Genomic DNA, 12,200 nt, shown 5'->3' with positions numbered 1-12,200 from the left:
ATGAAATGGATTCATCAACTGTATCTCTGACAAACAAGATATTTAGCTTAGCATGTCAGGCTATTTGCAACAGTGCCAAATTTAATTGCTGGAATCTATAACTTGGAGCTGAGTAAAAAATGATTTATGAAAGAAGTCTAATATGGGAGATGTTTAGCTGACAGAAAAAGTAAAGGTTTATGTAGCTTAGCATCATTTAAACAATTCAATTTGAGTTAAAATAGCCCTCTTGCACACGATCTAGAAAACATAACCTGAATTCATCTCTTTCTAAAAGAATTTAATTAAAACAAACTCTATTTCGGCCATTATTTTTAGCATTGTATAAACGTTTATCTGCTATTTCTAGAGCACTCATTAATTGAGAGTCTGCATCTATTCTGGCTGCCCCAAAACTTGCAGTAATTCGAATACGATTAATAAAAAGGTGATCTTGAATTTTTTTGCGTAAGCGTTCAACCAAAGCGAATGAAGATTCTTCATCTGCACTTTTCAGTAATATAATAAATTCTTCTCCGCCAAATCTGCCGGCAATATCACCTTGCCGAATGTTAGATTTTAATAGATCCGCAATTTCACATAAGATTTTATCCCCGACCACATGCCCCCATGTATCATTTATATCTTTAAAATTATCAATATCAGACATCACCAGATAAACTTGACCATGCTGCAATTCATTAAACAAGTCTTTGGTTTTTTCTAAAAAACCATTACGGTTATACAGCTTAGTTAAAGAATCTCTCAATCTTTCTTCGTTAATGATATCAAACCTTTCTTTTACCGCTACAGCCGAAACTACAATTGCAAACCACAGGCTGAGGAGGAGATTTACAGAAACCATCATCATCCACCATTCGGTTGTGACTAAATTTACATATTGCACATTTTGAAGGTATACGATGACAATGAAAATTCTAATAACATTATAAGTAAATAAGAGAACGTAACTAAAACATAAAAGCTTTTCTAAGGCGTAGGTTTTTTTAAATAAATCATATGCTTTTGGAAGTGCTAAAACTTCTAAGCATAAAATCACAATATTAATGATTATTATTCTTAGCCATAAATTCTCATCAAAATGGGTAAAATATAAAAGCAAAGCCATACCTACTACAATCAAAGTAGTTGCTACAAATATATTTGATTTTGAATTGGCTTTTAAAAGCATTCCATGCACAACTGCCCAAGCTCCACCTAAATAAAAAAGAGCAAACCATGGAGCAGTCAACCTCAGCTGTGCATTTGTCATCAGTGTCTGTGCACCTAATGCTACTGATGGCAAAATACAACCCAACCCCATCCACAATAAATATTTGGGCGCTTTAAACCATACATGAGCAGCAATAAAAACAGCACCAATAAGAATTAAGCAAATTGGGTAAACTAACAAAAAATACTGGATATCTGGCAAATTCACGTACTGAATGACATCTAGGGCTGTGTTATTTTTATTCTAAATTGTTTAGCTACCCTTATTCAATAAATATTTATTTTTTAATAAAAAAATCTTTCATAAATCATTTTTTACTCGATTTCATCTTGTGAATTCCAGCAATTAAATTGAATCTTAAACCGAGTCTTTTAGCTCTATTTCGATAAAAAACCAGTTGTCAGAGCAACTGGTTTTTAAACTTAAATTTGAGCTTCTTAAAAAAGCTTGTCTCCGACAAACTCAGTACGGTTCACCTAAACTGATTGCTATCCCTGAATAAGTGGTACATGAAAAAATTAAAAAAGCCCTGATTGTAGAAAAGAGGCTTTAATTATTGAATTATACCTTTGAAAAATAAAGAAAAAATATAAGAATTTCGCATAACGTGTATTATGTTGATTTTAGAAAATCTTAATCTTTAGCTAACATAATCTTCAGTTGATATCACTTGAGCATATGCAAATTCAAAAGCGGCCATTAATGTTGCATGGACATGACCAGCAGGTACTTTAACGCCATTAAATTCCAAGTCTAGTGTTGCACAAGCATCCTGAATAACTTTTACCTTATAACCAAAATCAGAAGCAGCACGAACAGCCGCATCGACACACATATGGCTCATAGCACCAATCACGACTAACTCAGTCACTTGATTGCTATCTAAAATTTCTTTGAGATTTGTGTTTAAGAACGCATTAATGTGATTTTTAATGATCACAGATTCATCTTCTTGCGGCTTAACTGTGTCCTGAAATTCAATACCATTTGAGCTAGGTTCAAATATAGGAGATTCAGCATCAGCAATATGTTGGACATGAATCACTTGAGTACCCTGTTGACGGGCCTTCGCAATTACTTTCACTGCATTAGCAGCAGCTTGTTCAATATTTACCAATGGTAATTTACCTGTAGGTAGATATTCATTTTGTAAGTCGATAACTAATAAAGCTGATTTTGACATATCTATTCCTTTACTTAACTAATATTTGTTTTGTTCTGCTTAGGATTTTAAAGAAGTGGAATGCTTCCACTTCTTTAAGTTACTTTAGAAAGAGAGCGTTTCACCATCGATAGGAATTAAAACCTTATCTTGAATCCCTTTTTCTTCTACATATTCTGCAAGCTGAGCACGTGTTACCGACATGTGGTTAATGGCATCCATGTGAACAGCAATAACTTTGGCATTTGGTGCTTTCTGAGTTGCGCGATAAGTATCTTCTTTACCCATAATAATGGATTCTTTAAAGCCATTAACCAAGGCGTTACCTGTATTCAATACAATCACATCAGGTTTAAATGTTTGAATCGCTTGATCAACTTCAGAACGCCAGATGGTATCTCCTGCTACATAAACAGTTTCATGGCCAGCAGCTTCAAATACCACACCCATTGCTTCGCCTAATCCAGCTTTAAGCTTAGGAATACGGTACATGGCATCAGTACCGTGTTGGCCACCAGTTTTAGTGAGCTTAATCCCTTCAAAGGTCACTTGCGTCAATACACGAACATCTTTGAAGCCTTGTGACTGAATGACTTTCTGGTCTTCTTTATTCTGTACAAACACAGGCATGTTTTTCGGAATAGTCGCTTGTGCTGCATCATCCCAATGATCTAAATGGGTATGGGTCACGATTACCGCATCTACACCTTCTAAAATCGTTTCGGGCTTGATAGGCAAATCGACTAATGGGTTCCGTAAATAGCTACGATGAGTATCAGGGAAACCTTCATAGAACCCTTTTTTAGCAAACATTGGGTCAATTAAAAAAGTCGTATCAGCATAGGTTACTTTAATCGTTGCATTGCGAATTTCTTGTATATGCGTAACTTTAGAAGTATCTCGCTGAACCACCTTATCATTCGCATATAAATGGACTGAAGCCATTGCCAGAGAGAGTGCAATAACAGAGCTACTTAAAATTTTATTCATGTTCCAGATCCAATCATTTAGTCATACTCGAATCATGATAGGAAAAATCAAATAATAAAATTGTCCTTAAGGACAATCATCGAAACTATTGGGACAACATGCTATATTTGTTATTTTAGAGAGGTAGATCGAATGGCTATACCAGTGATTGGATTATTCGTTTATCCCAATATAAATTCATTTCACTTCTCTATCCCCCATATCATTTTCAATATCAAGATTGAAGATAAACGCTTATTTGATCTGAAAATTTTTTCTATAGATGGCCAACCCGTAAAAACAGAACAGTCTATGATGATTATCCCTGATGGTGGGATTGAACTCATTAAAGAGTCGGATCTTATTATTATTCCTGGATGGGATGATTTTAATCATGAGCCTGAACAAGTACTTATCGATGCCCTAAATTGTGCATATCAGACTGGAATTAGAATTGTAGGGTTATGCTATGGAACTTATGCATTGGCATATGCTGGTTTACTTGATCATAAAAAAGCAGCTACGCACTGGATGGCTGAACAAGATTTTAGTGAGCGATTTCCACAGGTCCAGCTTGATAATGACGCCCTATATGTAGAAGACCAAAGGATCGTAACCTCTGCAGGAACAGGCGCAGCGTTAGACTGCTGCTTGTACTTGGTACGTGAAATCTATAATGCACAAATTGCGAATAAAGTCTCTAGAGTAATGGTAATTCCACCTCACCGTGAAGGTGGGCAAGCTCAGTTTATTGAACAGCCAGTAGCAGAATCGAGCCAAGATGCACAAATTAACCTATTACTTGATTTTTTAAGAAAGAATTTAGCTTTACAACATAATATTGAAAGCCTAGCTGAACGAACACATATGACACGTAGGACGTTCACACGGCATTTTAAGAAAGCGACAGGTATGACCTTAGTCGATTGGCTGAATACTGAAAGAATCAGATTAAGTTGTGAGCTTTTAGAAACGACAAACTTGTCTATCGAAAAGATAACCGAGCTTTCAGGTTTTAATAATACCGTGTCATTTAGAAAAAATTTTCGTGAAAAATATGGCACCAGCCCTCAGGCATGGAGAAAAGCTTTTGGGATCATTAATGAGAATAATCCGCCCCATTTAACATAATGGTGCTTATACGAAACGCGTTTGTTAGAACCCATTCAAAATATCATTTTTTTCATATAGTTAATTTTTTGATTGACCTACAAAGCAGCAAAAAACCGGCTTGGAAACAAGTCACTTTTTTTATGAACAGGTTTGATATATTCCGATAATAAAATTGATTGCTTTCTAATCAAATTGAAACTTTATTCTGATTTATCAATCCATCCCATGGCTAAAATACCCCCAATTTCTGCGGATAAAAAGGGTGCGATTTTTAGCCCGATGTAAGCATATACTTACATCAATTTAGGGATTTTCCGGATAGGAGACTCAATTGTTTTTCCATATGATTAAGACATAGGAACAAGATTTTTCAGAACAAAAAAAAATAATGATAAGTTCTTATTAAATGGAAGTTGGGTATGGCAATAGTTGAACAAGCATGGTCACACATAAAAAAACCCGATAGGATGTCGGGGTTTTTTATTACCAAACTTTTGTAAGTTCCAAATAGAAATCTCCGTTCTTGGAAGCGGACGGTTTATCAGCTAGTTACCAAATTCATGCTCTTTGCTTAATTTTGCTTGGGCTTTCTCAATAGCAAGATCTAAAAACTTTACGCCCTATCGACCTTACTAAACTACTGCCAATGCTTCTTTAAACTAATTATTAAACTAGGTTTTGTAGACTAATGGAGAACGTTGCCCATTCAATTCTTATTAAAACTAAGTTAGAAATCAGTCTAGAATGTATTTAAACCAAGGAGGGGAGCATTCTAAATGAAAAGTAATTTTGATGATCGAGATATTTATAATATCTTTAACCTGATTGGTCAGCACACTGAACTTAATCTTATTTTAAATTCAATCACTGGTTGGCTTGAATCACGTATCCCAGGTGCACTTATTACAATTATGATGTACTCCAAACAGGATCAGACTTTAAAGCTTATCAGTGGCAATCAGCATTTTTCTAAGCAATATTGCAAAGCTATTGATAATTTAAAAATTGGTCTACATCAAGGTTCATGTGGTACAGCTGCATTTATTCAAAAACTAGTGATTAGTTCTAATTTAATGGAAGATCCTAATTGGGAAGCTTACAGAGGATTAATTCAGGTAGAGAAAATCCATAGCTGTTGGTCTACCCCAATTATAAGTGCGAAAGGGAATTTATATGGTACTTTTGGAACCTACTACCGCACTGAAAAAGAACCTACTGAAAAAAATATTAATCTTTTGCTACAAGCTGCGGCTTTAGTTGCTTTAGCCATTGAACTTGATGATGAACGCCAGCAAAAAATAGCCATAAATGAAAAATACACCTCTTTTTATACTCATCATCCCGATGTCATTTATGAACTGGATCTGAAGGGGTATATTTCAACTACTAATCTTGCTTGTCATGAAGTTACAGGGTTTTCTCCTGAAAAGATTCAAGGCCAACATTATTCTACGTTTGTACCTCCTGAATACCAGGAATACGCCAACACATTATTTAAAGAAGCGTTGCAAGGAAAAGCTCAATATTATGAGCTTCCTCTTTATCATGCTTCAGGAGAAATTTTGTGGTTTGACTTAACTAATTTACCCATTATTCAAAATCAGAAAGTAACTGGTATATTTGCAATAGCGCGTGATATTACTTTACGCCACAGAAATCAAGAAAATTTACAGCTCTTAAAGCTTGGAATAGATGCCAGTCCAAATGGTGTTTTTATTATTGATAAAACGGAAGATATGCGACTAGTTTCTGTTAATCACGCTTTACTTAAACAAACTGGGTATACAGAACAAGAAATTTTTGGGAAAAGCTGTATTATCTTACAAGGCCCCGATACTGATTTAGATCAGATTAGATTACTCAAACAAGCAGTAAAAGAAGAAGAAAAAGTCGAGGTGACTCTAAAAAATTATTGTAAAGATGGTAGCTGGTTTTGGAGTCGCTTAAATCTTGGCCCTATTTTTGATCAAAATGGTGATTGTGCATATTTTTTAGGTATTCAAGAAGATATTACTCAAGAACGCATTAATGAAGAATATATTCGACATCAGCAAAATCATGATCATTTAACAGGTTTACCAAATAAAAAAGCATTTGAGAGTTTTTTAGAGCAGGTTTTTCAAGCTCAGCACAATAGCCCTGATGCTTTAACTTTATTTTATATCGACCTTGATGACTTTAAAAATATGAGTGATTGCTTGGGGCAATTGATAGGAGATCAGATTATTAAAAGTGTCGGTGAGCGTCTACAGAATTGCTTGAAAGAAGGGGATTTTCTCAGCCGTTTTGCCGAAGATGAGTTTGCCTTACTAATAAAACACTCTCATGATCGAAAAAAAATCATTACTTTCGCTAAAAAAATTCTTGAGCTTTTGTCACAGCCCTTTCAAATAAATCATCATAAAATACATGTGAGTGCCAGTATTGGTATTGTGGCAGACAACATTTCAATACAATCCTCTTCCGATCTTTTATCTCAGTCAGTCTTGGCGATGCAAGAAGCTAAAAGACAAGGCCGTAATACTTGGCAATGGTTTGAGAAATCCAGGATTAAAATAGAGCCGAAAATAGACTACGCTGATCTACGTTTAGAACTGATGGAAGCTATAAAAGGTAAGCATTTTAGCCTATTTTATCAACCCTTGATTTATCCTATAACAGGGGAAGTCAAAGGAGTAGAAGCACTCATTCGTTGGTATCATCCACAGCGTGGCTTGATTTTCCCTGATATTTTTATTCCTTTAGCCGAGAAAACAGGACAGATTGTAGATATCGGGCAATGGGTATTAGAAAAAGCCTGTTTAGATATAGCAGCATGGAACGAGCAACATAATCGTCATTTAACGGTATCAGTAAATATTTCACCCTTACAATTCCGAAGAAGTGGCTTTCTACAGGTCATTAAACAAGTACTACAAGTAAGTCAAATTCCTCCAGAATTATTGAAAATTGAAATTACTGAAGGTGTGATCATCACTGGGGCTGACAAAACAATAGAAATTTTGAAATCGGTACGTGCTTTAGGAGTACAAGTAGCAATTGATGACTTTGGCACCGGTTATTCAAGTTTAAGCTATCTACGTCGTTTACCAATCAATCAAATCAAGTTGGATCGTAGCTTTATTCAAGACCTTACACTAAATAATCACGATGCTGCTATTGTTCAGTCAATTATCAATTTGGCCCATAAACTCAATTTAGAAGTGGTAGCTGAAGGTGTCGAGACCTTAAGTCAGATAAGTATGCTTTCCCAGCAAGGCTGTGATCTGCTTCAAGGCTATTTTTATGCAAGACCTGCACCCCTTGGGGATTTAAAATCTTTCTATTTAGCAATAGATAAACAATGTAATCTTGCAATAGATAAATAGCGTAACCATATAAGCCCATTTTTATTAAGAAAAAATTATGACACTAATTCTTATAGTTGATGATTCACCGACAGAAATGTCATATTTAAAACAAGTTTTAATCACGCATGGCTTCGAGGTTATTGAAGCAGTGAATGGTGTTGAGGCTATTGCAATGGCACAAGCAGAGTTACCGAATCTTATTTTAATGGATATAGTGATGCCTGAAATAAATGGTTTTCAAGCCACGCGTCAAATTACACGTAATGAAACCACAAAGCACATCCCTATTGTAATTATCAGTACAAAAGATCAAGCGACTGACCGAGTTTGGGGGAAACGTCAAGGTGCATGTGATTATTTGACTAAACCTGTAGACGAAAAAATCTAATTGATGTAATTAATAGTCATATTAAGACAGGATAAGTAAAATCATCAAAATAGACTTGGACTCTCATAGCAGTACTGTTACAAATAGAGATTTGAGTCGATAATATTCTCTTTAAAAAGTACTCTCATATATCAGCTTTTTGCATTACTACCCCCTAAAATCTATACCAGCTCGGAAATGAGCTCTGCCAACACTGCATCTGCTTGTCAAGTACTTTTCACAGAAGAAATTTCCTTTTTAATTTTAGTGAGAGATTTCCCAGTTTCTTTAAAAGAAAAAACGGTTTTATTTCCTGTGAGGATTAGAGGGGTAAGATTAGAGACTTCGCCTATTTTTAAAAATAGCTCTGCCACTCTGACTTGATCGGCATAAATAGATCGTAACTTTTGGGTAATTTCTAAAGCAGTCCGTTTATTCATAAATATATCCATTAATTTTATTAGATTTTTTTGAACACTTTAATTCTTATAAATTTAATCTTAGCAGAACTAGTATTAATGAGTAAAATTTATGCAGTAGTGCACTTAAAAAACTGCTTATTGCTAATGGAGCAAGGCTTTCAGCTTTAAAAAGGATAGAATCCATAAACTCAGAGATATCACAAAAATATTGAAGTTCTATTCTGTTCACTTCACAAAATGAGTGTCAAAGCATATGAAAAGAGATGAGTTTTTAGGGCAAGATCCTGAACGGAAGATTATTTTTGCTTTTCTTTTTGGTAGAAATCAAAAAGCAATTTCCCTTTTTATTAAATACTCAGATGAAAGGACCTTGAAAATTGCAAAGCAGACAATCTCTTTACACATTATATTTTGGCATTCAGGGGTAAGCGTTGCTGATTTAAAAGAAGTGTTTGAAAATGATCCTGGCTTAGTGAATTCAGACATGGAATTTTGGACAGAGATTGTTAAGTAAACCGTGTAAAAAATAAATTATTTTTCAAAATTCCACGCTTGGGTTTTATAAATTACTGATGCTGATCACTATGTCTGATAAAGAAATTCAACGTTTTGCTGTTCTGCAAGACGTTCGAGATCATCGTATTACCCAGTCCTAGGCTGCTCAGCTACTTCATATTTCAGAACGTCAGCTCAGACGCTTACTGCAGAAATACACAGCTCAAGGTCAGCTGCACGTGGCCAAATCAGCAATTCCAAGTTTCCTGAAGAGCTCAGACTCAATTGCCTCAATATTGTTTCTGATCAATTGCATGGTTTCGGATCCGCTTTAGCGAATAAAAAGCTCACCACCGTGCATGGTTTCGACTTTTCAGTGGAAACCCTACGTTGATGGATAATGGCGGCTGACTTATGGACTCCCTCGCTCCAAGCGCCTGAAACCAGCATATCAGCCACGTTATAATCGTGAATGCCTCGTTGAGCTGATTTAGATTGATGGTTGATTATCGTGACTGGTTTGAAGGTCAAACCGCCAAATGCTGCTAGTAAATTTCTAAGATATTGGGAACTACCCTACTCTGACCCTTGTCAAATTGATCTTAACAAGAGACAGAGGGAACACAGTTTTGATATAAAATTTTAGTTTTGTAACGACAAGATAAATTTTTCAATCATCTGCCTTTCTGATTCAGGTAATGCTTGAATAGATTTTGTAATTGGATCGCTCCCTGAATGAGTATGTTGATCGATACATCCCAATAAATAATCAGCAGATATATTTAATACAACCACTAACTTATAAAAATTTTCTAACGACGGTTTACGAGAACCAGCCTCAAAATGTGTAATTGATGTAGATGGCATGCCTGATTTTTCCGCCAATTCTTGCTGTGTCATTTTTCTCATTTTTCTGATTTCTTTTAGTCTTAGACAGAACAAATCAGCATCCATTTCAAGCACCATAATAAAACACCATAGATCGACAATAAAAACTTGACTAAATAGACAAGTTTGCATATAAATATTGATAGTATTTTATTGTCTATTTCGACAAAAAACATCTTTTAAAAATTAAGGAGAGAAATTAGATGATCAATATTGTATGTGCATGAGTGACCTATCTAGACAATAGGACACTCATGCTTTCATTCCAAACCCAGGAAATGAAAGATTGTAAAATTTCGACGTTTTACCTTTGCATTCTTTCATAACAAATAATTTAAGTAAATTTTTCTTTTAAGAAAAATCTATTCACTTAAAGGCTCGATTATGAATAGTTCCTCTCATGTAGTTCTTAAATCAATTAGATCTGAAATCCGCAATCTTAATGTACGGACCATTTCAAAAATAGTTGCTTCTAAAATTATCGACACTACGGCCCTACAATTACTATTTGAACCAGGCTTTTGCAAACAGCTTAAAGTTGCACGCCATCTCACGACATATGAAGCTGTTGCATATTTTGTTGATAATCAATTTTTTGAAGAATATGGATTTCAGCAAGTATCTTTAATTAGTTTACAGAATATATATGATCAACTTTTAACCAACTTCTATGGGCATCTGACGAACACGCCTTATTATCCTATGTGATGGATAGGCCTTAACCTGAATTAATTTCTCACATCAAAATCAGTTTGGAATTAATTCATGGTTATAAATTTTGTTCTATAGCAATACAAGTGGATAAAAAATGAAAAACTTAGCAAAAAACCATCATTTTAATTATTTCTATTGCTTTTATTACAAGCCAATTATTAGGCGCATCTTACTTGTGTAAATTTACTATCTATTCCTATTTGAACTATACTCACCCTTATTATTCCTAATAAATCACTTTTTTAGTTATTGCATGTGATTGCAAAAGGTTTCAAAAATTTGCATTTAGTTTTCCCTTCTAATTATTATTTATATATCATTATATGAGGACAAAACATGACTTCAAAGCCTATTAAAATTGATAAGGATATTATCGATCAAGCTAAAATCTATGGAAAAGCAGATAGTCGAAGCGCAACAAAACAAGTTGAATATTGGGCAAGAATTGGAAAAATTGCACAAGATAACCCTGACTTAACTTATGAAGAGATAACCGAAATTTTACTCGGCATGGCACAAGTAAAATTAAGTATAACTACACCTTATAAATTTGGATAGTCTAATGAAAATTAGTAAAACTCCATTATTTAAATGCTCAGTAAAAAACTCACAAATCAAGATAAAAAAGTCTAGAGGAAGGGATTCAGAAAATATCAATATTGAATTTGCCCCCCTCAACAAAAAGTGAATGCTTTAATTAAGAGTAGTCCAGTTGGTGATTGGCCAGCTAAAACTGCTAGGTCTGGATCAAAATCTCCAAGGAAAGAATTAAGCTTAGAGTCTAGAAATCCTGATATTTTAAATAAGGAGGAAAGAGCTGATAATTTTTACAAAAATCAATCTGCGACAGTAATTAGCAAGCGTAACGAATCCACGGTAGATGAGAGTTATGAGTATGAACTTGGTTCTTAAAAAGATAGCCTAAGTATAATTCTTAGGCTATTTTGTAAGATAATTCAAAATAAATTTAAAAATTCAGTAACAAAGTAACATTTTTCAACAATAGAAATTGCGCCAATACCCAGTAGCTCAGCGACATTTATTAACAGATTTTTTAGATCATGCATTAATTAGCTACGAATTACAGACAATTGGGATGTAAAATGACCCAGGGTTTTAATTTGAGTAAAGGCTAAAATCTCGATAGATCGGCCAGATAAGTATTTTCCGTAGCCTCCCCCAACGTAACCTGCCCCTCTCATCTTTTTAATGTTTATAAGATCACTCCATCCCTGGCCTCTGGACAGGTTAGTATTACTTTGCCGGTAATTTAATTTTTTTATTACTTTGGTATAAAAGCCATAACCCACTTTAATTAGTTCATCTTCTTAAACTAATTTTCTCGGAACTCTTCCAATTTGGTCATAATTCGCAATGTCATTAAAATCATCTCGCATAAAAACATAACATTTTGAGCGTTTGATGCGCATTTGCTTTTTCGCTTTAATTGTCATCGCATCTCCCTTATACATTAGCTTTCAGAAACCCTTAAACTAGCAAAAATACG

11 protein-coding genes and 2 pseudogenes are annotated in these 12,200 nt (G+C 34.6%); 8 read left to right on the top strand and 5 right to left on the bottom strand.

All coding sequences use genetic code 11. The features are described 5' to 3' along the window. Window positions 1-280: 280 nt before the first annotated feature. From ACP69Y_RS15955 to ACP69Y_RS15945, 3 genes are all read right to left on the bottom strand, one after another. The gene (locus tag ACP69Y_RS15955; RefSeq protein WP_425919428.1) at window positions 281-1,420 is read right to left on the bottom strand and encodes a GGDEF domain-containing protein; all 1,140 of its coding nucleotides are present in this window, start codon (window positions 1,418-1,420) and stop codon (window positions 281-283) included. A gap of 433 nt (window positions 1,421-1,853) precedes the next feature. Beyond that, window positions 1,854-2,396 (bottom strand): cysteine hydrolase family protein, encoded by a 543-nt coding sequence (locus ACP69Y_RS15950; RefSeq protein ID WP_425919427.1) that lies wholly within the window; start codon window positions 2,394-2,396, stop codon window positions 1,854-1,856. 84 nt (window positions 2,397-2,480) lie between these two features. Beyond that, the gene (locus tag ACP69Y_RS15945; protein ID WP_425919425.1) at window positions 2,481-3,365 is read right to left on the bottom strand and encodes an MBL fold metallo-hydrolase; all 885 of its coding nucleotides are present in this window, start codon (window positions 3,363-3,365) and stop codon (window positions 2,481-2,483) included. A 132-nt stretch (window positions 3,366-3,497) separates the two neighbouring features. On the opposite strand from ACP69Y_RS15945, the gene ACP69Y_RS15940 reads away from it, so the two are divergent. From ACP69Y_RS15940 to ACP69Y_RS15930, 3 genes and pseudogenes are all read left to right on the top strand, one after another. Then, a complete protein-coding gene (locus ACP69Y_RS15940) occupies window positions 3,498-4,475 on the top strand; it encodes a GlxA family transcriptional regulator (RefSeq protein ID WP_425919424.1) in 978 nt (325 codons plus the stop codon). 758 nt (window positions 4,476-5,233) lie between these two features. After that, window positions 5,234-7,825, top strand: coding sequence for a sensor domain-containing protein (locus tag ACP69Y_RS15935; RefSeq protein ID WP_425919423.1), 2,592 nt, complete (start codon window positions 5,234-5,236; stop codon window positions 7,823-7,825). 37 nt (window positions 7,826-7,862) lie between these two features. Further along, window positions 7,863-8,230 (top strand): annotated as a pseudogene (locus tag ACP69Y_RS15930) (response regulator). A 171-nt stretch (window positions 8,231-8,401) separates the two neighbouring features. Here ACP69Y_RS15930 and ACP69Y_RS15925 read toward each other — a convergent pair. Further along, on the bottom strand, window positions 8,402-8,614 hold the full coding sequence (locus tag ACP69Y_RS15925; RefSeq protein WP_425919422.1) for a hypothetical protein: 213 nt from the start codon (window positions 8,612-8,614) through the stop codon (window positions 8,402-8,404). Between the two features lie 235 nt (window positions 8,615-8,849). On the opposite strand from ACP69Y_RS15925, the gene ACP69Y_RS15920 reads away from it, so the two are divergent. Together ACP69Y_RS15920 and ACP69Y_RS15915 are read left to right on the top strand one after the other, a co-directional pair. Beyond that, a complete protein-coding gene (locus ACP69Y_RS15920) occupies window positions 8,850-9,110 on the top strand; it encodes a hypothetical protein (RefSeq protein WP_425919421.1) in 261 nt (86 codons plus the stop codon). A 70-nt stretch (window positions 9,111-9,180) separates the two neighbouring features. Further along, window positions 9,181-9,637: pseudogene (locus ACP69Y_RS15915) on the top strand (helix-turn-helix domain-containing protein); the annotation flags it as partial. A gap of 96 nt (window positions 9,638-9,733) precedes the next feature. Here ACP69Y_RS15915 and ACP69Y_RS15910 read toward each other — a convergent pair. Beyond that, window positions 9,734-10,057: a helix-turn-helix domain-containing protein gene (locus ACP69Y_RS15910; protein ID WP_425919420.1), complete on the bottom strand. Its 324-nt coding sequence runs from the start codon at window positions 10,055-10,057 to the stop codon at window positions 9,734-9,736. Window positions 10,058-10,363: 306 nt separating this feature from the next. Here ACP69Y_RS15910 and ACP69Y_RS15905 point away from each other — a divergent pair, with 306 nt between their 5' ends. The 3 genes from ACP69Y_RS15905 to ACP69Y_RS15895 all read left to right on the top strand — a co-directional run bounded on the left by ACP69Y_RS15905 (window position 10,364) and on the right by ACP69Y_RS15895 (window position 11,605). Beyond that, entirely contained in the window at window positions 10,364-10,687 is a 324-nt protein-coding gene (locus ACP69Y_RS15905; protein WP_425919418.1) for a hypothetical protein, read from the top strand. Window positions 10,688-11,029: 342 nt separating this feature from the next. Next, the gene (locus tag ACP69Y_RS15900) at window positions 11,030-11,251 is read left to right on the top strand and encodes a TA system antitoxin ParD family protein (protein WP_425919417.1); all 222 of its coding nucleotides are present in this window, start codon (window positions 11,030-11,032) and stop codon (window positions 11,249-11,251) included. A gap of 126 nt (window positions 11,252-11,377) precedes the next feature. Continuing rightward, window positions 11,378-11,605, top strand: coding sequence for a hypothetical protein (locus ACP69Y_RS15895; protein ID WP_425919416.1), 228 nt, complete (start codon window positions 11,378-11,380; stop codon window positions 11,603-11,605). The last annotated feature ends 595 nt before the right edge of the window (window positions 11,606-12,200 follow it).

Origin of the sequence: Acinetobacter sp. TSRC1-2, from assembly GCF_049895885.1 — a bacterium.
GTDB lineage: Bacteria > Pseudomonadota > Gammaproteobacteria > Pseudomonadales > Moraxellaceae > Acinetobacter.
Note: the sequence above shows the minus strand (reverse complement) of the source record. Positions and strands in the feature narration are given on the sequence as shown.

Bases quoted from the DNA above. Each gene is read 5' to 3' on its own strand.
- ACP69Y_RS15950 (WP_425919427.1), bottom strand. From the start codon at position 2,396: ATGTCAAAATCAGCTTTATTAGTTATCGACTTACAAAATGAATATCTA.
- ACP69Y_RS15945 (WP_425919425.1), bottom strand. From the start codon at position 3,365: ATGAATAAAATTTTAAGTAGCTCTGTTATTGCACTCTCTCTGGCAATG.
- ACP69Y_RS15940 (WP_425919424.1), top strand. From the start codon at position 3,498: ATGGCTATACCAGTGATTGGATTATTCGTTTATCCCAATATAAATTCA.
- ACP69Y_RS15935 (WP_425919423.1), top strand. From the start codon at position 5,234: ATGAAAAGTAATTTTGATGATCGAGATATTTATAATATCTTTAACCTG.
- ACP69Y_RS15925 (WP_425919422.1), bottom strand. From the start codon at position 8,614: ATGAATAAACGGACTGCTTTAGAAATTACCCAAAAGTTACGATCTATT.
- ACP69Y_RS15920 (WP_425919421.1), top strand. From the start codon at position 8,850: ATGAAAAGAGATGAGTTTTTAGGGCAAGATCCTGAACGGAAGATTATT.
- ACP69Y_RS15910 (WP_425919420.1), bottom strand. From the start codon at position 10,057: ATGGTGCTTGAAATGGATGCTGATTTGTTCTGTCTAAGACTAAAAGAA.
- ACP69Y_RS15905 (WP_425919418.1), top strand. From the start codon at position 10,364: ATGAATAGTTCCTCTCATGTAGTTCTTAAATCAATTAGATCTGAAATC.
- ACP69Y_RS15900 (WP_425919417.1), top strand. From the start codon at position 11,030: ATGACTTCAAAGCCTATTAAAATTGATAAGGATATTATCGATCAAGCT.